Source organism: Bacillus sp. EB106-07-01-XG149 (assembly GCF_058791555.1).
Map to the genome: position 1 here is coordinate 96031 of NZ_JBYTDP010000007.1, position 20041 is coordinate 116071.

Below are 20041 nucleotides of genomic sequence, written 5' to 3' on the forward strand. Positions count from 1 at the left end.
AAATAAACAACACGTTGTTGGTTATTATAAATCAAATTATAGGAGGAGAAAAGAAAATGTTTAAAAATAAACTTTTATTATTATCACCGGTTATTGCACTACTTGTAGTTTTTATTTTTTCATTAACGTTATTTCCAACCGTTCAACCTCAGCCGAAAAATTTGCCAATCGCAATTGTAAATGAGGATCAAGGAGTAGGAATTCCGAATCAACCGAAGATGAATATGGGGCAAACGATTGTTGATAATATGAAAAAGACATCAAAATCAGAGGAAGAACCTGCGGTGAAGTGGGTAGAAGTGAAAAATAAAGAAGCAGTTCAAAAAGGCTTAAATAATCAAGAGTATTACGCAGCATTAGTTATTCCGAAAGACTTTAGCACAAAACAAGCATCATTACGAACACCACAGCCATCTTCGCCAGAGGTAGAAATATTCATAAATCAAGGAATGAATACAGCGGCATCAACGATGGCAGGACAAATGTTAAATACGATCGTTGATAATATGAACAATACTGTTCGTACACAACTATTAGAAGGATTGAAAGCAAAAGGAACTACGTTAACAGCAGATCAAGTTTCAAATGTAGTCACACCGATTGCAAAGAAAGTGACAAATGTGAATGAAGTCGGCAAAAATAGTGCGAACGGTAACTCGCCAATGTCTTTATTCCAGCCGTTATGGATTGCAAGTTTAGCGAGCTCAGCAATTATCTTTATTGCGATAAGTAAAATGCCAGTAGGTACAAGAAAAGAAAACTTCGTATTAAAACTAAAACAAATAATAACAGGAGCTGTCGCGGCACTTGTAATTGGATTTGGCCTCACATGGATCGCGGATGGTATGGTAGGTTTAAATATTTCGAATTTCACGGATACGGCACTGTTTTTATCTATTACGTCCTTTAGCTTCTTCTTAATGATATCAGCAGTACTTTCACTAGTTGGACTAAAAGGAATTGGTGTATTCGCACTCTTACTTTTCTTTGGGGCACCGTTATTATCGTTAGCACCGGAAATGTTGTCAACATTTTATCAAGACTGGGTGTACGCATGGTTGCCAATGCGATTTATGATTGAAGGACTTAGAGAAATATTCTTCTTTGGAAAAGGGTTAAGCTGGAGTACACCCCTTACTGTGCTCGTTTGGATTGGTGTGGTAAGTATGATGATTATTTTAGCGACTGCTTTCAAACGTAGTGTAGTGAAGGAACATAAAACGGAAGTAAATGCGTAAAATCAAACAACGTTTCACTAGGAGTGAAGCGTTGTTTAATTTTTATAAACTTATAGGGAAATCAAGTAGGACAGGTTTTTCTATATTTTATAGGGAATAGAAGATGCGGTATCATTTTATATACATGCTCCTGCTATTTCAAATTGCATAAAATATTATGCGAAATAATGGAGGGGATACGATGTATAATTCGAATTATTATGATTCGTATAGGCAAAATGATAAGTTGATTCGTGATATTGAGAAAGCAATTAATGGAGAGTTTAGTGCTATAAATTGCTATGCGAAATTAGCGAACATGGATCCAAATGCGGCGGAACGAAATCAAATTCTTGAAATTCGTAACGATGAAATAAAGCATTTTCATCATTTTGTACAAATCTATACAAATTTAACTGGTCAGCAGCCTAAACCACAAATCATGGAAGAATGCCCGAATACGTACTTACAAGGATTAGAATTCGCTATACAAGATGAACAAAAGACTGTAGATTTTTACTTAGAAATTGCAGATGAAACATCGGATGCACATATGAAAGAGTTGTTACGCAGAATAGCTGCAGATGAACAAAATCATGCGGTGTGGTTTTTATATTATTTTGTGAAGTCGAAGTGAATGCTTAAGGAATTAAAACCGTTTCACTAGTAGTGGGCGGTTTTTTTGATGGAATACAAGTTGTAAAATAGATATCTTTGAAGGTGTAGTGGTTAATCTTGGTATATAATGTATAAAACGAAAATTAATAAAGAGAGAAGTAAGCATATGAAAGGAGAACAGAAATATGGAGAGAAATACAGTTAAAGAATATACAATTCGAATTGCTACTGAAAATGAAAGCGATAGCATCATCACTCTATTAAAAGAAGTAGCACAGTGGTTACAACATAAAGAAGTGGATCAGTGGCAGTATTTGTTAGGCAGAGAAGCTACGGCTGAAATACTAGAAGGTATAAGAGAGCAATATACATATGTGGTTATGAAAGAAGATGAAATAATCGGTACAGTTACAGTATCTCCTAAACAAAGTGAATGGGATGAGCGTATTTTTGGTAAAGAGAAAGTTTTCGATTCTTTATATATTCATAGATTTGCGGTAAAACGGAAGTATAAGGGGAATGGAATCGGAGAAGGGATTTTACAGTGGGTATACGAAAATGTACAACATGATAAAGAGTACTTGAAGCTAGACTGCGTCGGGCATAATCGTACGTTGAATGACTTTTATAAGAAAAATGGTTTTGAATATGTTGGGAGTACAGATGGACTTAGTAAGTTTCAAAAGAGAAGGGGGCAAGTGAATGAATCAAATTCATACTGATTTAGTTAAAAGGTTGATAGGGGAACAGTTTCCTGAATGGGCATATTTAGACGTGAAGCCTGTAAAGTTTAGTGGGCATGATAATAGAACGTTTCACCTAGGGGATGAGATGAGTGTCAGATTACCAAGTGATGCAGCATATGCACCGCAAGTAGAGAAAGAAAATAAGTGGCTACCTATATTAAGTAAGGAGCTTTCTTTACCGATTTCTACACCAGTTGCGAAAGGTAATCCATCTGAATCGTATCCATGGCCATGGTCTGTTAATAAATGGATAGAGGGAGAAACCGTTACGAAACAAAATGTTCGTGATTTAAATGAATTTGCAACGGACTTAGGATCATTTTTAGTAGAATTGCAATCCATTGATGCGAGTAACGGACCGATCGCTGGAGCGCATAATTTTTACCGAGGTGGGCTTATATCTGTATATGACGAAGAGGCGAGAGGTGCTATCGAAAATAATAAGGACGTTTTTGATGAAACAGTATTAAAGCATCTTTGGGATTTAGCACTTAAATCAACGTGGGAGCGCAAGCCAGTTTGGGTTCATGGGGATGTTGCACCAGGAAATTTACTCGTTAAGGACGGAAAGCTTTGCGCCGTAATTGATTTTGGTATTTTAGGAGTAGGAGATCCGGCTTGTGATGCAGCGATGGCATGGACATTTTTTGATAAGAATAGCAGAAACATATTTAAAGACGTATTGCGCATAGATGAAGAAACGTGGAATAGAGCAAGAGGATGGGCACTTTGGAAAGCGTTAATTACATATGATGCAAATAAGACTAGTAATAAAATAGTGGCAGAGGAATCGTATCGTGTTATTCAAGTGATTGTGGATGATTATGAGAGATAGTAGAAAAAGCCTATTTTAAAATAGGCTTTTTCATATGATGAAATATTAGAAATGGAAAGAAGGAATCCAACATAATTATACAGAATATTTAGATAATAGGAGGTGTCGAATTTTGAGTGAAATTGAATTAAAAAGGAATGTAATTAAGACTGGGAGTGAGAAGGGGGGTATTCTCCGGTTTATACTCGCTAGTCTAGTTGGGGTGTTTATGTTTTTCGTACCAGTTACGATAAACGGTGCTTCGTCCATTATGATTGATCATATCGTATCATGGATCAGGACTTCTGTTCCGAGCGTCGTACCTTATTATGCACTACTCGTTATGATAATAGGTGCGATTTATCCGTTTTATACGAAAAAGTGGAATGCATCTATCGTAGACATTTGTTTTTCGATTTTAAAAGTAGTTGGTGTTGTCTTTGGCGTATTGTATTGCTTGAAAGTAGGGCCAGCTTGGTTCTTTGCGCCAGATGTAGGGCCGTTTTTGTATGAAAAACTAGTCATATCGGTAAGTTTACTCGTGCCAATTGGCTCGGCTTTTTTAGCGTTATTAGTCGGGTACGGATTACTTGAATTTATCGGTACGTTTTGCCGTCCCATTATGAGACCGTTATGGAATACACCAGGACGATCAGCAATCGATGCGGTTGCATCCTTTGTAGGGAGTTATTCACTCGCTTTATTAATTACGAATCGCGTGTATAAAGAAGGAAAGTATACGACAAAAGAAGCAGCGATCATCGCTACAGGTTTTTCTACAGTATCCGCAACATTTATGATCATCATCGCAAAAACATTAGACATTATGCATTTATGGAATGTTTATTTTTGGACTACTCTCGTTGTAACATTCATCGTAACTGCTATCACCGTAAGAATCCCACCACTTAGTAGAAAACCAGATACATATGTAACAAAAGAAGGGTTCCCAGAGCCCGTTTATAAAGAAAAAATGTTAGAACGTGCTTGGGAAGATGCGTTAGAAGTATCGAAATCTGCACCGAGTATTATGAAAAACATTGCAGTAAATTTAAAAGATGGATTTATTATGACGATGGGAATTTTACCATCTATTATGTCAGTAGGATTAATTGGTATCGTCTTGGCGAAATTCACGCCAATATTCGATTGGATCAGTTATATTTTCTATCCATTTACATGGCTATTACAATTACCAGAAGCAGAACTAGCTGCTAAAGCCGCATCCGTTGGTATCGCAGAAATGTTTTTACCTTCTCTTTTAGTTGTAAGTGCACCACTTGTGACAAAGTTTGTCATTGCGGTTGTTTCGGTATCATCTATATTGTTCTTCTCAGCTTCCATTCCTTGTATTTTATCGACAGACATTCCGTTAAAAGTATCGGAACTTATTATTCTCTATGTACAAAGAACGATATTAACGTTACTGATTATTACGCCGATTGCTTATTTGTTGCTTTAAAGTTTTTAACAGATAAAGCTATAAATAAAGAAGCTTTTTTACAGAAGGCTTCTTTTGTTTAAAAGCGGGCTACTCCCACATTACTATCAAGCTAAGAAAATCAAATATCCCCAGACGTGAAAATATACAACTATCACGTCTGGGGATATTTTTATTTATCTTTCGTATATGACGTAATGCTTCTTAAGAAGATTCCTAGTCCTGCAAAAAAGAAACCTAAGCATAATAAGCTGCCTGGCGTTCCCCAAGTAATTTGATCTAGTATTTTTATCCCCTCCCTTTTATCATCATATAGAATTTATTGAAAATTATCAAAATTTTCTTTTTAAAATATTATTGATGATCCTTCCTACCTTATACGAGAAGATTATATTTGAAAAGGAATTCTTTTAAAAATATTCTATTATTCTTATAAAACGTTTTCATTTCATATGATATAGTAACAACAAAGGGGGCTTTCAAATGGAAATAACTCATGAAAGAGCAAAGTTACGGTTAATAGATAGTGATGATGTCGAAACTTTGTTTTCGATTGTAGAAGGAAATCGGGATATTTGGGCGTATTTAATTTCTAAAATGGATAATGTGCAAGATATGCAGCAATACGTTCAAAAAGCGATACAGGGTTATGGAAAGGGTACTCAAATACCTTTCGTTGTAGTGGATCAACAGACGAATACGATTGTAGGAAGTACACGTCTATATAATATTTCAGTAGAAGATAAAACAGTCGAGTTAGGACAAACGTGGTATCATCCAAGTGTGCAACGTACGAGTATCAATACAGAGTGTAAGTATATGCTTCTCCAGTATGCTTTTGAAAAATTGCGTATGCTGAGGGTACAAATTAAGACGGATGCAAGAAACGAAAAGGCACAACGAGCAATTGAAAGGTTAGGTGCAGTAAAAGAGGGTTTGCTTAGAAATGAAAGAAAATTGCCAAGTGGTCATGTGAGAGATGCGGTTGTGTATAGTATTATCGCAAGCGAATGGCCGGTTGTGAAGGCACGTTTATTAGAAAATTTAGAATTGTATAAAGAAAAGTTATAATTCGTGTTTTGAAAGGTATATTGTTCGCGATGTATGAAAAATATACCTTTTTTCTTACAAAATGCTACTTTATTTTAATTCCTTTTGTTTCATCGTTCCCTTCTGAGAAAAAATTCGTTACAATGTAGTTGTATGGTAATAAACTTATGAATTTAAAACATGTAATGAAAACCGCAAATAAAAAATGAATTGATAATCCTCAATTTTAAATGAAAACCCTTTTATACATAAATAACAAGTAAAGTTCCTTCTTTTAAATAAACTCAAACGAAACGATTTGATATAAATGTATTTTTATAGAAGTATGGATGATGTACGGAGGCAATTACAAATGAAAGAAAATAAGAAGAGTAAGAAAAAACGAATCTTTCAAGTATTTTTACTAATGATTTGTTCTGCTATTTTATATGTAAGTTATGCAGCTTACGATATTTGGAGTTATCGTTTTAAAACAAATGATGGCGTGAAAACGGATGCTGGTATCGTACTAGGAGCAGCTTCATGGAACGGAAAACCATCTCCTGTATTTAAAGAAAGAATTAATCATGCGATTTCTTTATATAAGAACGGAGATATTAAAAAGATTATTTTTACAGGTGGTACAAAGTTCGAGGCAGAACTTGAGGAAGCGCGTACTGCAAGAGTATATGCAATGAAACAAGGTGTAAAAGAGGAAGATATTTTAATTGAAACAAAATCCCTTTTCACAGAAGAAAACTTAAAGAATGCGAAGGAAGTTGGAATAGAGAACGGAATACGCACATACACGATTGTAAGTGATCCACTTCATATGAAACGCGCAATGAGAATCGCAAAACATATTAATATTGAAGCGTATGCTTCACCCACGCCGACATCAGCATATAAAACGTTAGACACAGAAATTCCATTCTTCTTTAAAGAATTATTCTCGTATATTGGATATGTAACCTCTTTGCCGTTAAAGGCATTGAAGGGAGACTAATATAAGAAAAGAACCTATCTTTAAATAGGAACTTTTCTTATTAATCAAAAACATTGTATTTTTATCGGAATAGTGAAACAATAGAGAGGTAGCTTCATATAATCATAAGGAAAAAGTGAGCGGTTGATGAATCGAGCATAAAGGAGATTATAGTATGGCACTCTCATTTGTTGAAACAGAAGAACAATCTTTCATTATTGCACAAATAAATAAATTGCTTCCAAAGTTCATGGAAAGGGAGCATCAACTAAGTGAATTAGGATCATTTCCGTATGAAAATATAAGTGATTTGAAAGATATCGGATATACGAAATTAACGTTACCGAAGGAATTTGGTGGTAGTGCGATTTCTTTATATGACTTCGTTTTATTTCAAGAGAAAATCGCGGAAGGCTGCGGAGCTACTGCATTATCGATTGGCTGGCATCTTGGCATTGTGAAAGAGCTAGCGGAAAATCACTCTTGGAATGATGAGATGTTCAAATGGTTTTGCGAAGAAGTGCGTAACGGTGCACTCTTTAACCGAGCAGCAACAGAACCAAAAACAGGGAGTCCGACGCGTGGCGGTAAACCAGAAACAATAGCGGTTCAACAAGGCGAGAAGTGGATTATAAATGGAAGAAAAACTTTTACAACGATGGCTCCAATACTTGATTATTTTATTATTTCAGCGAGTATGGAAGGCCGAGAAGAAGTTGGAGAGTTTGTCATTCCGAGAAATACGCTCGGTGTATCCATTGAAGAAACGTGGGATAGCGTTGCTATGCGAGGGACTGCTAGTCACGACCTTGTCTTACAAAATGTAGAGATAGAAAACCGCTTTTTTACAGATGTAAAGGGCGGGAAAGTGAAACAAAAGGGTATTGGCTGGTTGCTACATATACCAGCATGTTATTTAGGAATTGCACAAGCAGCAAGAAATTATGCAGTTCAGTTTGCGGGATCATACAAGCCAAATAGTTTAAATCATTCTATTAGTTTATTGCCGAATGTTAGAAGATTAGTTGGAGAATTAGAACTTGAGCTTATGCAAGCTCGCGTCTTTTTATATCAAATTGCGAAAAAGTACGATGAAGCAGAGGATAAACTATCATTGCAAGCCGAATTAGCAGCAGTGAAATATGCTGTAACAAATGCGGCAATATCTATTGTAGATAAAGCAATGCGCATCGTAGGGGCAAAAAGTTTATCAGAAAAAAATCCGCTTCATCGTTACTATTTAAACGTCAGAGCAGGATTGCACAATCCGCCGATGGATGATGCAACACTATCTATGTTAGCGGATGCGGCGTTTCGGTCGTAGTTTTTTTAACTTACATTTTATTGTTTATGGGCAATGTAGTTGTTTTGAAAGCACGTGTTTGATTAGTAATCGAACACGTGCTTTTTATGTGTACGACGTACCAAATTGAGATGTAGATTTTTAGTATAAATGGTTATCATGATTTTGTAAGTGTTCCTTGATGGAAAAACATTTGCCATTTTCCATCTATCAGTTTCCAAATGGAACTTCGCAAAGTATTCTGCATTCTAGTTTCATCTCTTACAAGATATGTCGCCAACACAGTATCCTTCGATAAAGGGTATATTTCAAAATTAGAAAGAGTCATTTCTCTCACACTAAGTCCGTCTCCACCAACAGAATCCTTCTTATACCAAACGTTTCCCGAACTTCCAAACTCAAAAAAGTCGTCTGCAAGTAATTTGTCCAGTTCTGCTGGATTTGTACGAGTTTTAGGTTCTAATAGTTTTTCCTCCAGTTCACATAAATGCTTTTTTAATTCAGAGTGCTTTTTCACGTGATCATCCCCATATATTAATTATCGTACAACAACTAAATTGCTCTTTTTAACTAACGGAAAGAATTTTGACTAGTTAGATAATTGGTTGCGTATTATTATAATGCCAGTTTGAAAGCTTTGTAAACATTTGTTATATTTAATCCCAAATTAAAGGTCTTTCCAAGTTTATAATTCGTAAATATTGTAAAAATTGACCAGCATGGACCGCATCATGATAGGCAATTCGTAATAGCATGTCGCCTAAATATCTTTGATAGCCAACATCGCTTCGATCAATAAGGGTTGAATCTAGCTCAGCTATGCTTATGGATTGAACATATTCTATAAAGTCAGTAAAGTACGATTGTGCCAATTCAATTTCCTTTTTTACACAAGTAATTGGCTCGTCATCATACGGGAAATGTATATCATTTATTGAGCCGTTGTTTTTTAAAATCATATGATAGTAAAAAGTTGAGCTCCATACATGACGAATCATCTCACCAAAGGACATAGCTTCATGATCAGGCTTCCAATTAAGAAAATTATCGGGAAGAGAATTCCATAATTTTTCTGAGCGCCTTCTCGTTTCTTTCAAATTTAATATACTAAGATCAATTGCATTCATAATACATTCTCCTTTACTATTAAACTTAAAATAATTGTATCAGTTTAATAGTTAGGGTATCATCGAAATATGAATGTATATCCGAATATCTCATATATAGCTAAACTAATTGCTGAACCTACAAGAGCAATTATCTTAGATTGTCTAATGAATAATCAGGCACTACCTGCTAGCGAATTGGCTTATAAGGCAAAAGTGTCACATCCAACGATTAGTTCCCATCTTTCTAAATTAGTAGAGGGGAATCTACTTACAGTTGAACAACATGGTAGACATCGTTACTATCGACTTGCTAATCAAGAGGTAGCAGAAGTTCTTGAAAAGTTAGGAACAATCGCACCAACAGTCCAAGTTCGTTCTTTAAAACAATCGGATCAACTAAAACAAGTTCGTTATGCTCGAACTTGCTATGATCATCTTGCAGGCAAACTCGGTGTAGATATAACTGAAAAATTATTAGATAAGGAATTTATAATTTTAGAGAAAGGAGAATACATTGTAACGGAACAAGGTAAGCAGTGGTTTCTGAATTTTGGAATAAATATTGAAACGGCAGAGATAAAAAGGAGAGTATTTGCAAAACCTTGTCTTGATTGGAGTGAACGACGCTATCATATTTCTGGTTGGTTAGGATCTGCAATAGCAAAACTATTTTTTGAACAGGAATTGATTACAAAAACGGATAAGAGTCGGGCTGTCCATCTTACAAAAAAAGGTGTGAAGCTATTGAAAGATCAATTAGACATTGACATGGAAAATAAAAAAGTCAATCAAAATGCAATGCCTCCGGTCAAATAGATAGTATTAAATAACCTGAGTTCTATATTTATATAGACTCAGGTTATTTAATTTCTTTTAAAACCTTTGATGATATTTGCGTACAGCAACTTTAAGCTCATTCACTTTACGGAAAGAGGTTAAATGAAAACATAGTAGTTGAGGCTGTTCTATTAAATTAGTAATCATATTACTTAAAAATTATGCGTAAGAATATAGTAAATGAAGGGAGATATAAAATGAATAAAGTGAAACTGAAAGTATTAAATTTAAGGTATATAGTGATATGTATTTTATTCACTATTATATGTATCCTCACTTCATTCTTCATTTCTAGTAATTCAAGCGTATTTAAATCATTTTATATAAATCAGTTATTAGGAACGAATTCTACTAAAGGACTTATGTATATGATAGGAAGTGAAAATCGTTATTTTGCAGAAGAATTTCATAAAGAAAAAGGACGAGCGTCTTTGGAATCTTTTTTACTGTCACTTTCTACAAATATTAATGTAAATGATCTGCGAAGTTTATTAACTCGAGAACTTCCTAATATGAATCAATTTTATTCGGAAATATTAATTGCTGGGGAAGGAACAGATTATACGAACATTCCCGAAGAATCCAGTATTCCTTTAGATAACATTAAAGATAAAGGTACTGCTATTGAACACCCAAAGAATGAAAAAGAAAACAATTCTACGGGTGAAAATTCAAATACACAAAATAACGGTGAAAATAAAGTTTTTATTTATCATACACATAGTTGGGAAGCGTTTATTCCTCTTATTCCAGGTGCTACGATACCCGATGATGCTTCCAGTACAAATAATGAAGTGAATATTACGTTTGTTGGAAACTATTTAAAACAAAAGTTAGAAGAAAAAGGAATAGGTGTTTCACATGATACGACAAATATGAGGGATTTTCTGCGCAATAAAAATTTAAATTGGGCCCAATCTTACAAAGGATCCCGTCAAATATTACAAGATAAATTAGCACAAGATAAAAATATTATGTTCCCAATGGACCTTCATAGAGATGATGCACGAAAAAATATTACAACAAAAAATATTAACGGAAAGAATTATGCACGGCTCTATTTTATTTTAGGACGAGAAAATCCTAACTATGAAAAAAATAAAACAATAGTAACGGCAATAAATTCATATTTAGATGAGAAGTATTACGGTTTAAGCCGAGGGATTTTTATTAAAGATCGTAAAAGCGGGAACGGAGTATATAATCAAGACCTTTCTCCAAATGCATTACTTATTGAAATGGGAGGGGTAGATAATACACCAGAAGAACTATACGCTTCCGTTGACGCATTAGTAGAAGCGTTTAGCCACTATTATAATGAGGTAACAAAGAAAAATAACTAAAATAAAAAGGAGTGATACCTAGTCAGAAGTGCTAGGGATTACTCCTTTTTTAGTAGAATATAATATTAACAATGAAGGCAATCAATAAAAAAATCTTTCTTTTCATTCTTCTTTTTACAGTTTTATAGGAGAAAGCTAGGTTTCTTATTTTTACTAATGTTATAATAAGAAAAAAGCACGAAAAGAGGTCATCTCATGCTAGAGGTTATTGCAACATGTTTAGAAGATGTGAAACGAATTGAACGAGCTGGCGGGAAGCGAATTGAATTAATTACATCTTATACAGAAGGCGGTTTAACGCCGAGTTATGCATTTATTAAAAAAGCGGTAGAAGCAGTACATATACCGATTCACGTTATGATTCGTCCGCATGCGAAGTCTTTTACATATACGGAAGAAGAAATTGAAATGATGAAGGAAGATATTGTCATTGCGCAGAAGTTAGGTGCAGCTGGTGTTGTATTAGGCGTATTAAACGAACGAAATGAAGTGGATGAAGAGAAATTAGCGGATTTACTATATGTTGTAGATGGAATAAATGTAACGTACCACCGTGCAATAGATGATATAGAAAATCCAGTAGAAGCGATGGAAACTTTAAAGAAGTTTCATAAAGTGACTCACGTTTTAACTTCAGGTGGACATGGAAATATAGTAGAGAATATACCGGTGCTTACAGAAATGCAAAAGGTAAGCGATGGTCAAATTCAGCTTGTAGTTGGAGCTGGCGTGACGAAAGAAAATATAAAGCAATTGCTAGATGAAACTGGAATCACGCAAGCTCATGTCGGTACAGCGGTAAGAGAAGGGAAATCATGTTTTTCTGAAATTGATCCTAATTTAGTACAAGAATTAGTTCAAATAATAAAATAAGCACATAAGAAAGAGGAGAAACGATGAAGGAAAATACGAAGAAAGAATTATTCTCATGGGCTAAAACGATAGGATTTACCCTTGTCCTAATTGCTATTATTCGCGGTGTTTTATTTACACCCTCATTAGTACAAGGTGAATCGATGATGCCCACTTTAGAAAATAACGAACGAGTTCTTGTGAATAAGATCGGTTATAGTATAAGTGGATTAGATCGCTTTGATATTATCGTCTTCCACGGTAAAGAAGGGTACGATCTGGTAAAACGAGTAATTGGTTTACCAGGCGATACCGTTGAGTATAAAAACGATGTTTTATATGTAAACGGAAAAGCGATGAAAGAACCATATTTAAAAGAGTTTAAAGAAAAAGCAGCAGGCCGTGTTTTAACTCCAGACTTTACGTTAGAACAAATCACAGGAAAAACGAAAGTGCCAGAAGGCCAAGTGTTTGTTTTAGGAGATAATCGTGAAGTTTCGAAAGACGGTCGTATGTTTGGATTCATTTCAGAAGATGAGATTGTCGGAAAAGGACAAGCTGTTTTCTGGCCGTTGAAACAAGTAAGAGCGTTATAAAACAAAAAGTATGGAAGAAATATTCTTCCATACTTTTTTTGTGCCTTATTTATATGTTTGGTTTTGCTATAACTTGAGCCTTTGAAAGAGAACCGTCATTATTTCTAAATTTTATCTTGTATTCACCTTCAGGAAGCCAATCACTCCAATTTATACTAAATTCACTTATTGCTTGCTCCCCAGGTTTTAAAGTTCAGTCAATCATCCAAGAACCTTTAGCGTTATATAAAGTGTAACTAAAAGGAGAATCTCCTATATTTTTTACAAGAACGCTTAAGTCATCCCCGTGAGAATAGTTAAAGCTAGAGATACTTGATCCGAAATAATGAATTTCTTCGTTCGCTATTTTATGATTTTGGGCAACTTTAGCGGTTGAATAAGTATCTTCATTTGTCGCAAAAGTCTCATTATAACCTATACAAAAAGATAACATAATAGCAGGAATTACTAGCAGCTTTTTCAAAAGAAACACTCCTTATATGTTGTTTTACATATATCATAATAATTTAAATATATTGGAAATGTAATGATTTGATGTGGAAATTTACAAATACATTTAATTATTTACGTTTTTTAAACTACTGACAAATATATCGGTTCATGAGATTGAAAAAAATATTGATAGAATTGAAAGAATATTTTATAATTTTAAATTATATGTTTGTTTCGAAAAACGGAATTTAAGTTCCGAAATTCGGAACAAGAGGGAGATAGAATGAGTATAAATAAAACGGCAGTTAAGACAATGGATATTTTAGAGTTGTTTTATGAGCATGAAGAGCTAAGTTTAACAGAGATGGTTCAGCTTACGAGTATGCCGAAAACATCTGTTTATCGTTTAATTGGCTCGTTAGAAGAAATGGAGTTTTTACAAAAAAACGAGAAGGGGAAATATCATCTCGGAGTCGTTTTTTTACGCTTCGGACAACTTGTTTCACAAAGATTATCCGTAAGAAATATTGCGATTCCATATATGAAAGAGCTTAGAGATAGTTTAGGGCAGGCAGTTAATTTAATTATTCAAGATGGTAATGACGCAATTTATGTTGAAAAGATGGAAGGTGCTCAGCCTGTACGCGTGTATACAGCGGTTGGTAGAAGAGCTCCACTTTATGCGGGTGCATGTCCGAGAATTTTACTATCGTATTTCTCTGAGGAAGAGAAGCAGAAATACATAGAGGAAACGGATTTAAAACAGTTTGCGGATGGAACAATTGTGGATAAGGAACAATTGCTAGAAGTGTTACAAATGGCGAAAAAGGAAGGACACACAATTAGCTACTCTGAGTTAGAAAATCATACAGCCGCTATAGCAGCGCCCATTTTTGCAAGTGATGGAACGGTTGTAGCGGGGATTAGTATTTCGGGATTAGCAATTGAGTATAACGAAAGTAACATTGCATATTTTATTGCGAAGGTGAAGGAAACCGCACATCGCATTTCGAAAGAACTCGGCTTTTTGGCATAGAAAGAGGGAGAGGGATGAAATTTTCTGCGTTAGGGGATCAAGCAATTATTGTTACATTTGGTGAAGAAATTGGGATGGATACATACGAAAAAGTGCAACGATTGTTTCAAGCGTTGAGACGGCATCCGTTTACAGGAATGGTTGAGTGTGTGCCATCATTTACTTCATTAGCGGTCTACTACAATGTATACGAAGTATGGAAGCGAAATGGGAGAAGTGAAGGGCCATATCAATACGTTTGCCAATATATAAAAGAGCTGTGTAATTCGTATAAAGAAGAATTGAATCAGGATGTGAAACATATTTCTATACCAGTTTGCTACGGTGGAGAATATGGACCTGATTTAGAAGAAGTCGCGCAGTGTAGAGGATTACGAGCGGAAGATGTCATTCGCATACATAGTGAAACAACATATTTTGTGTATATGTTAGGTTTTACACCAGGATTCCCGTATTTAGGAGGACTATCAAAAGAACTAGAAACACCTAGAAAAGAAACACCACGGTTACAAATACCTGCTGGTTCAGTAGGTATTGGCGGAAATCAAACAGGTATATATCCGCTTGAAACACCAGGAGGATGGAATATTATCGGCCGCACTCCTATTTCATTATTTAATCCAGAAGAAGAAACACCAACCTATATTCAAAGCGGTATGTATTTACGATTTATCCCAATAACAAAAGAAGAGTACGTATCACTTGAGGGGGCTAAAGAATGGATGTAGAAGTTTTGCATGCAGGAATGTTTACAACAGTCCAAGATTTAGGGCGATTTCATTATCAACAGTACGGTGTACCAGTTGGCGGGGCTATGGATCAAAGTGCACTCCGGATGATCAATAGGTTAGTAGGAAATGAAGAGAATGAAGCAGGACTCGAAATGACGATCATGGGGCCTAAATTGTTAATAAAGAAAACGACTTTACTTGCGATTGGCGGAGCGGATATGGAACCGTTATTAAATGGAGAGCGTATTCCATTATGGCGTCCCATTTTAGCAGAAGAAGGTAGCATGCTTTGCTTTGGAAAAGTGAAAAGCGGCTGCAGAGCGTATGTGACTTTTGCTGGTGGTATACATATTGATCGTACGATGGGAAGTAAAAGTACGTACATACGTGCTGCGATTGGTGGTATTGAAGGAAGAATGCTGAAAAAGGGAGATTATTTTCAAATTGGAACGCACACAGAAATGGCCAGTCATTGCATTCAAAACTTACAAAACGATGAGCGAAACAAAACGAAATGGGCAATTAGCAGCAGCGTACTACCAAAGTATAAGAAATATCCTAAGCTTCGTGTCATAACTGATTTTGAATATGATCAATTTACAGAAGAAAGTATACAGGCATTTTTTACGAAAGAGTATAAAGTATCTAATTACGCTGACCGTATGGGCTATAGGGTTGAGGGAGAAGTTTTAAATAGGGTGGAAGAAAAAGAGAATTTATCGAGTCCTGTTACATTCGGGACCATTCAAGTGCCAAATGGTGGACAGCCGATTATATTAATGGCAGATAGGCAAACGACGGGTGGCTATCCGAGAATGGGAAATATTATTTCAGTAGATTTACCTCTTCTTGCCCAGCTAAAACCGGGGGACTATGTTTCATTTGAGAAAACTACGCTTGAAGAAGCGGAACAATTGTACATAGAACAAGAAGTAAATATGAATCTATTAAAGAAATTCATCGCTTTACGAAGTTGAAATTAGGAGGAATACATTGTGACGACAATCGATTTAAACTGTGATTTAGGAGAAAGTTTTGGAGCTTATAAAATGGGGAATGATGATGAAATTCTTCCGTTCGTTTCATCAATAAACGTTGCTTGTGGTTTTCATGCGGGTGATCCGACTGTAATGAGAAAAACGGTCGAGAAAGCACTGCAACATAATGTAGCAATAGGTGCGCATCCTGGTTTTCCGGATTTAATTGGATTTGGAAGAAGAAATATGAATGTGTCAGAGAGTGAAGTATATGATTATGTATTGTATCAAATTGGCGCATTAGACGCATTTGTGAAAGCGGCAGGCGGGAAAATGCAGCATGTAAAGCCGCACGGTGCTCTATATAATATGGCGGCGACTAATTCGGAAATTGCAGATGCAATCGCGAAGGCAATTTATTATATGAATCCCGATCTATTACTTTACGGATTAGCAAATAGCGAGGCGTTTATACAGGCTGCGGAAAAATACAATATAACTCTCGTACAAGAAGCTTTTGCAGATCGTACGTATCAACAAGATGGGACATTAACAAGTCGTACGGAAGAAAATGCACTAATAAAAAAAGAAGACGAAGCGATAAAGCAAGTGCTTCAAATGGTGAAAGAAGGCTACGTAAACGCGGTGAACGGAGAGAACGTAGCAGTTCACGCGAAAACAATTTGTTTACATGGTGATGGAGAGAAAGCAGTGCAATTTGCGAAAAAAATATACAGAACATTCGAACTTAATGGTATTTCTGTTTGTGCACCGAAATAAAAAATAGGGGGAAGTGCTGGGATGATTAAATTAATCGGGATACTACTTGTTGCAGTGGGCTTTTTATTTAGATTAAATACACTTTTAGTAGTTATGGTTGCAGGTATTGTTACTGGTATGGTTTCAGGATTAAGCTTTTATGATGTGATTAGCATGTTCGGTAAATTTTTCATAGAAAATAGATATATGTCTATGCCAATTATATTAACTTTACCGGTAATCGGAATTTTAGAGCGTTACGGTTTAAAAGAAAGAGCAGAAGCACTTATAACGAAATCAAAAGGAGCAACAACTGGAAGAGTGTTAATGTCATATTTTACGATAAGAGAATCATCAGCAGCACTTGGACTGAACATTGGTGGACATGCACAAACAGTAAGACCGCTCGTTGCGCCAATGGCAGAGGGAGCTGCGCAAGGAAGATATGGTAAACTTCCTGAAAAGTTGAGAGAAAAGATTAAAGCAAATGCAGCAGCCGCGGAAAATACAGCTTGGTTTTTCGGAGAGGATATATTTATCGCGACTGGAGCTATTTTATTAATGAAAGGGTTCTTCGATTCAGTAGGTATGCATGTCGGTGTATGGGATATGGCGCTTTGGGGTATTCCAACTGCAATATCAGCACTTATCGTAAGCTGGATCAGATTTAGAAGATTTGATAAATATATAGCGAAAACGATGGAATTAAAAGAAAAAGAAGAGAAGGAGGCAATATAAAATGAACATCATCACAATGGATACAATCTATTACGTATTAGGTATAATCGTTGCCTTTATCGCTGTTCGTATTGCATTTGATCGTGAACATCCAAATCGATGGGGATCTAGCTTGTTTTGGGCGTTATTTGCAGTTACGTTTTTATTCGGAAATATAATCCCTTCGTTTTACGTTGGTTGTATTGTGCTGGCTATGGTCGTGTTAGCTTCACTAAACAAAGTAACAAAATCAGAGGAGAAAGAAGTACCAGTGCAAGAACGTGTGAAACATGCGGAGAAATTAAAAAATAAAGTTTTTATGCCCGCACTATTAATCCCTATTTTTACAATTATCGGTACGTTAACGTTAGGAAAAATCAAATGGGGAAATGTTTCTCTTGTTGATCCAGATAAAGTAACGCTAGTTGCATTAGCGTTAGGTGCATTACTTGCATTCGTTGCGGCGATGCGTATTACAAAATCGAAAATAACAACGCCTGTGCAAGAAGGAAGCAGACTATTACAAGCTGTCGGTTGGGCTGTTATTTTACCACAAATGTTAGCGGCACTTGGCGGTATTTTTGCAAAATCTGGCGTTGGACAAGTCGTTTCTGATTTAGTCGGACAAGTATTACCGACAGAGTATCCGTTCGTTGCTGTTATGGCGTATTGTTTAGGAATGATGCTTTTCACAGTCGTAATGGGAAATGCATTCGCAGCGTTTGCCGTTATTACTGGCGGAATTGGTTTACCTTTAATTGTCCAAATGCACGGCGGGAACCCAGCGATTATGGCAGCGCTCGGCATGTTTGCTGGATATTGCGGAACGTTACTTACTCCAATGGCAGCAAACTTTAATATCGTTCCGGCGATGCTTTTAGAGCTAAAAGATAAAAATGCCGTTATTAAAGCACAAGTACCAATAGCTCTTTCAATCTTTATTATCAATATGTTTATTATGTACGGCCTTGTATATCGTTTCTAATTAGGAGGGAAAACTATGAAAACAGTATTACTAACAGGATTTGATCCGTTCGGCGGAGAAAGCATCAACCCAGCTTGGGAAGTAGCAAAAAGTTTACATGAAAAAACAATTGGAGAGTACAAGATTATTAGCAAACAAGTCCCAACGGTATTTCATAAATCAATAAAAGTATTAAAAGAGTATATAGAAGAACTAAACCCTGAAATGATTATATGTATTGGACAAGCTGGAGGTAGACCAGATATTACGATAGAGCGTGTCGCAATTAACGTTGATGATGCAAGAATTGCTGACAATGAAGGGAATCAGCCGATAGATGTACCGGTTGTGGAAGAAGGCCCGGCTGCATATTGGTCTACGCTTCCGATGAAAGCAATTGTAAAAAAACTACAAGAAGAAGGCATACCAGCTTCCGTTTCACAATCAGCAGGTACATTCGTTTGTAATCATTTATTCTATGGTCTCATGCATGAACTAGAGCAACATGATCAGAAAATAAAAGGCGGATTTATTCATATTCCGTTTTTACCAGAGCAAGCGAGTAACTATCCAGGTCAACCAAGTATGTCACTTTCTACTATTAGTAAGGGGATAGAATTGGCAGTTGAAGTAACGATGACAGTTGAGGTGGATATTGTTGAAATTGGGGGTACGACGCATTAAACAAAACGAATCGTACGACACTTCCTGTAAACAACTGGTATAATAAGTATAGCAATATACATAGAGGTGATTTTTGTGCAACAATTTGAAGAAGTACGTTCAATTTTAGAAAAAGCGAAGAAAATTACAGTGTTAACAGGTGCAGGAGCAAGTACGGAAAGTGGTATCCCAGATTTTCGTTCAGCAAATGGATTGTATGCTGATGCGAATGTGGAGATGTATTTATCAAGGGGATACTATAATAGAAGCCCGAAAGAATTTTGGAAGCATTATAAAGAAATCTTTCAAATTAATACGTTTCATCAATACAAACCAAATCGTGGCCATCGCTTTTTAGCTGAATTAGAAGAACAAGGGAAAGATATTACGATTTTAACGCAAAATATTGACGGCTTACATCAATTAGGTGGTAGTAAACATGTCATTGATTTACATGGAACGCTTCAAACAGCACATTGTCCGAAGTGTAAAGCGGGATATGATTTGCAGTATATGATTGATCATGAAGTGCCTCGTTGCGAGAAGTGTAATTTCATTTTAAATCCAGACGTCGTTTTATACGGAGATACATTACCGCAATATCAAAATGCAATAACACGTTTATATGAAACAGATGTGCTTATCGTTATGGGAACGTCATTAAAAGTACAACCTGTCGCTTCATTCCCGGAAATTGCAAAGAGGGAAGTCGGGGCAACAACAATTTTAGTAAATGAAGAAAGAACAGGACAAGAATATAACTTTGATTTTGTTTTTCAAAATAAGATTGGTGAATTTGTTGAAGGGTTATCTTCGGCTAAATAAGTTATCGGAAAAACTGAGGTATCTACCTCAGTTTTTTATTTGAGTAA

22 protein-coding genes and 1 pseudogene are annotated in these 20041 nt (G+C 35.8%); 20 read left to right on the forward strand and 3 right to left on the reverse strand.

Going from position 1 to position 20041, the window contains the following annotated elements; all coding sequences use genetic code 11:
- The first annotated feature begins 56 nt into the window (after nucleotides 1–56).
- The 8 genes from AC3WTA_RS23450 to AC3WTA_RS23485 all read left to right on the forward strand — a co-directional run bounded on the left by AC3WTA_RS23450 (nucleotide 57) and on the right by AC3WTA_RS23485 (nucleotide 8174).
- A complete protein-coding gene (locus AC3WTA_RS23450) occupies nucleotides 57–1238 on the forward strand; it encodes a YhgE/Pip domain-containing protein (RefSeq protein ID WP_000475874.1) in 1182 nt (393 codons plus the stop codon).
- A gap of 181 nt (nucleotides 1239–1419) precedes the next feature.
- A complete protein-coding gene (locus AC3WTA_RS23455; protein WP_492333041.1) occupies nucleotides 1420–1854 on the forward strand; it encodes a ferritin-like domain-containing protein in 435 nt (144 codons plus the stop codon).
- Between the two features lie 166 nt (nucleotides 1855–2020).
- Nucleotides 2021–2557, forward strand: a complete 537-nt coding sequence (locus AC3WTA_RS23460) for a GNAT family N-acetyltransferase (RefSeq protein ID WP_000440848.1) — start codon at nucleotides 2021–2023, stop codon at nucleotides 2555–2557.
- Complete coding sequence (locus tag AC3WTA_RS23465; protein WP_001071798.1) at nucleotides 2538–3416, forward strand: aminoglycoside phosphotransferase family protein; 879 nt, start codon at nucleotides 2538–2540, stop codon at nucleotides 3414–3416. Before AC3WTA_RS23460 ends, AC3WTA_RS23465 begins: the two co-directional genes overlap by 20 nt.
- Before the next feature lie 112 nt (nucleotides 3417–3528).
- Nucleotides 3529–4857 carry a YjiH family protein gene (locus AC3WTA_RS23470; protein ID WP_492333042.1) on the forward strand — a complete coding sequence of 443 codons (1329 nt, stop codon included), beginning with the start codon at nucleotides 3529–3531 and terminating at the stop codon, nucleotides 4855–4857.
- A 462-nt stretch (nucleotides 4858–5319) separates the two neighbouring features.
- Nucleotides 5320–5907, forward strand: a complete 588-nt coding sequence (locus AC3WTA_RS23475; protein WP_098655023.1) for a GNAT family N-acetyltransferase — start codon at nucleotides 5320–5322, stop codon at nucleotides 5905–5907.
- Nucleotides 5908–6238: 331 nt separating this feature from the next.
- Nucleotides 6239–6871: a YdcF family protein gene (locus AC3WTA_RS23480; RefSeq protein WP_492333043.1), complete on the forward strand. Its 633-nt coding sequence runs from the start codon at nucleotides 6239–6241 to the stop codon at nucleotides 6869–6871.
- Nucleotides 6872–7025: 154 nt separating this feature from the next.
- Nucleotides 7026–8174, forward strand: a complete 1149-nt coding sequence (locus AC3WTA_RS23485; protein ID WP_001218346.1) for an acyl-CoA dehydrogenase family protein — start codon at nucleotides 7026–7028, stop codon at nucleotides 8172–8174.
- A 136-nt stretch (nucleotides 8175–8310) separates the two neighbouring features.
- Here the strand turns inward: AC3WTA_RS23485 and AC3WTA_RS23490 are convergent, their stop codons facing one another.
- Both AC3WTA_RS23490 and AC3WTA_RS23495 read right to left on the reverse strand, forming a co-directional pair.
- On the reverse strand, nucleotides 8311–8670 hold the full coding sequence (locus AC3WTA_RS23490) for a nuclear transport factor 2 family protein (protein ID WP_000716630.1): 360 nt from the start codon (nucleotides 8668–8670) through the stop codon (nucleotides 8311–8313).
- Between the two features lie 139 nt (nucleotides 8671–8809).
- Nucleotides 8810–9280 carry a DinB family protein gene (locus AC3WTA_RS23495; RefSeq protein WP_000991267.1) on the reverse strand — a complete coding sequence of 157 codons (471 nt, stop codon included), beginning with the start codon at nucleotides 9278–9280 and terminating at the stop codon, nucleotides 8810–8812.
- 69 nt (nucleotides 9281–9349) lie between these two features.
- On the opposite strand from AC3WTA_RS23495, the gene AC3WTA_RS23500 reads away from it, so the two are divergent.
- The 4 genes from AC3WTA_RS23500 to lepB all read left to right on the forward strand — a co-directional run bounded on the left by AC3WTA_RS23500 (nucleotide 9350) and on the right by lepB (nucleotide 12890).
- Complete coding sequence (locus AC3WTA_RS23500; RefSeq protein WP_001103793.1) at nucleotides 9350–10078, forward strand: ArsR/SmtB family transcription factor; 729 nt, start codon at nucleotides 9350–9352, stop codon at nucleotides 10076–10078.
- Between the two features lie 218 nt (nucleotides 10079–10296).
- Entirely contained in the window at nucleotides 10297–11442 is a 1146-nt protein-coding gene (locus AC3WTA_RS23505; protein WP_098098134.1) for a stage II sporulation protein P, read from the forward strand.
- Between the two features lie 195 nt (nucleotides 11443–11637).
- A complete protein-coding gene (locus tag AC3WTA_RS23510) occupies nucleotides 11638–12315 on the forward strand; it encodes a copper homeostasis protein CutC (RefSeq protein ID WP_078183334.1) in 678 nt (225 codons plus the stop codon).
- A gap of 23 nt (nucleotides 12316–12338) precedes the next feature.
- Nucleotides 12339–12890 carry a signal peptidase I gene (lepB, locus tag AC3WTA_RS23515; RefSeq protein ID WP_000662491.1) on the forward strand — a complete coding sequence of 184 codons (552 nt, stop codon included), beginning with the start codon at nucleotides 12339–12341 and terminating at the stop codon, nucleotides 12888–12890.
- A gap of 49 nt (nucleotides 12891–12939) precedes the next feature.
- Here lepB and AC3WTA_RS23520 read toward each other — a convergent pair.
- Nucleotides 12940–13353, reverse strand: a pseudogene (locus tag AC3WTA_RS23520) (hypothetical protein).
- Between the two features lie 252 nt (nucleotides 13354–13605).
- Here AC3WTA_RS23520 and AC3WTA_RS23525 point away from each other — a divergent pair.
- The 8 genes from AC3WTA_RS23525 to AC3WTA_RS23560 all read left to right on the forward strand — a co-directional run bounded on the left by AC3WTA_RS23525 (nucleotide 13606) and on the right by AC3WTA_RS23560 (nucleotide 19994).
- Nucleotides 13606–14358 carry an IclR family transcriptional regulator gene (locus tag AC3WTA_RS23525; protein ID WP_000026378.1) on the forward strand — a complete coding sequence of 251 codons (753 nt, stop codon included), beginning with the start codon at nucleotides 13606–13608 and terminating at the stop codon, nucleotides 14356–14358.
- Between the two features lie 14 nt (nucleotides 14359–14372).
- Nucleotides 14373–15086, forward strand: a complete 714-nt coding sequence (gene pxpB / locus AC3WTA_RS23530) for a 5-oxoprolinase subunit PxpB (protein ID WP_000672246.1) — start codon at nucleotides 14373–14375, stop codon at nucleotides 15084–15086.
- The gene (locus AC3WTA_RS23535; RefSeq protein WP_000382206.1) at nucleotides 15077–16066 is read left to right on the forward strand and encodes a 5-oxoprolinase subunit C family protein; all 990 of its coding nucleotides are present in this window, start codon (nucleotides 15077–15079) and stop codon (nucleotides 16064–16066) included. Before pxpB ends, AC3WTA_RS23535 begins: the two co-directional genes overlap by 10 nt.
- Before the next feature lie 18 nt (nucleotides 16067–16084).
- Complete coding sequence (pxpA, locus tag AC3WTA_RS23540) at nucleotides 16085–16846, forward strand: 5-oxoprolinase subunit PxpA (RefSeq protein ID WP_000207347.1); 762 nt, start codon at nucleotides 16085–16087, stop codon at nucleotides 16844–16846.
- A 21-nt stretch (nucleotides 16847–16867) separates the two neighbouring features.
- A complete protein-coding gene (locus tag AC3WTA_RS23545) occupies nucleotides 16868–17563 on the forward strand; it encodes a DUF969 domain-containing protein (protein WP_000593397.1) in 696 nt (231 codons plus the stop codon).
- Nucleotide 17564: 1 nt separating this feature from the next.
- Nucleotides 17565–18527, forward strand: a complete 963-nt coding sequence (locus tag AC3WTA_RS23550) for a DUF979 domain-containing protein (RefSeq protein ID WP_001021676.1) — start codon at nucleotides 17565–17567, stop codon at nucleotides 18525–18527.
- A 15-nt stretch (nucleotides 18528–18542) separates the two neighbouring features.
- Entirely contained in the window at nucleotides 18543–19190 is a 648-nt protein-coding gene (pcp, locus tag AC3WTA_RS23555) for a pyroglutamyl-peptidase I (RefSeq protein ID WP_000859718.1), read from the forward strand.
- 75 nt (nucleotides 19191–19265) lie between these two features.
- Nucleotides 19266–19994, forward strand: coding sequence for an NAD-dependent protein deacylase (locus AC3WTA_RS23560; RefSeq protein WP_001183796.1), 729 nt, complete (start codon nucleotides 19266–19268; stop codon nucleotides 19992–19994).
- Nucleotides 19995–20041 lie beyond the last annotated feature (47 nt).

Bases quoted from the DNA above. Each gene is read 5' to 3' on its own strand.
- AC3WTA_RS23450 (WP_000475874.1), top strand. From the start codon at position 57: ATGTTTAAAAATAAACTTTTATTATTATCACCGGTTATTGCACTACTT.
- AC3WTA_RS23455 (WP_492333041.1), top strand. From the start codon at position 1,420: ATGTATAATTCGAATTATTATGATTCGTATAGGCAAAATGATAAGTTG.
- AC3WTA_RS23460 (WP_000440848.1), top strand. From the start codon at position 2,021: ATGGAGAGAAATACAGTTAAAGAATATACAATTCGAATTGCTACTGAA.
- AC3WTA_RS23465 (WP_001071798.1), top strand. From the start codon at position 2,538: ATGAATCAAATTCATACTGATTTAGTTAAAAGGTTGATAGGGGAACAG.
- AC3WTA_RS23475 (WP_098655023.1), top strand. From the start codon at position 5,320: ATGGAAATAACTCATGAAAGAGCAAAGTTACGGTTAATAGATAGTGAT.
- AC3WTA_RS23480 (WP_492333043.1), top strand. From the start codon at position 6,239: ATGAAAGAAAATAAGAAGAGTAAGAAAAAACGAATCTTTCAAGTATTT.
- AC3WTA_RS23485 (WP_001218346.1), top strand. From the start codon at position 7,026: ATGGCACTCTCATTTGTTGAAACAGAAGAACAATCTTTCATTATTGCA.
- AC3WTA_RS23495 (WP_000991267.1), bottom strand. From the start codon at position 9,280: ATGAATGCAATTGATCTTAGTATATTAAATTTGAAAGAAACGAGAAGG.
- AC3WTA_RS23500 (WP_001103793.1), top strand. From the start codon at position 9,350: ATGAATGTATATCCGAATATCTCATATATAGCTAAACTAATTGCTGAA.
- AC3WTA_RS23505 (WP_098098134.1), top strand. From the start codon at position 10,297: ATGAATAAAGTGAAACTGAAAGTATTAAATTTAAGGTATATAGTGATA.
- AC3WTA_RS23510 (WP_078183334.1), top strand. From the start codon at position 11,638: ATGCTAGAGGTTATTGCAACATGTTTAGAAGATGTGAAACGAATTGAA.
- lepB (WP_000662491.1), top strand. From the start codon at position 12,339: ATGAAGGAAAATACGAAGAAAGAATTATTCTCATGGGCTAAAACGATA.
- AC3WTA_RS23525 (WP_000026378.1), top strand. From the start codon at position 13,606: ATGAGTATAAATAAAACGGCAGTTAAGACAATGGATATTTTAGAGTTG.
- pxpB (WP_000672246.1), top strand. From the start codon at position 14,373: ATGAAATTTTCTGCGTTAGGGGATCAAGCAATTATTGTTACATTTGGT.
- AC3WTA_RS23535 (WP_000382206.1), top strand. From the start codon at position 15,077: ATGGATGTAGAAGTTTTGCATGCAGGAATGTTTACAACAGTCCAAGAT.
- AC3WTA_RS23545 (WP_000593397.1), top strand. From the start codon at position 16,868: ATGATTAAATTAATCGGGATACTACTTGTTGCAGTGGGCTTTTTATTT.
- AC3WTA_RS23550 (WP_001021676.1), top strand. From the start codon at position 17,565: ATGAACATCATCACAATGGATACAATCTATTACGTATTAGGTATAATC.
- pcp (WP_000859718.1), top strand. From the start codon at position 18,543: ATGAAAACAGTATTACTAACAGGATTTGATCCGTTCGGCGGAGAAAGC.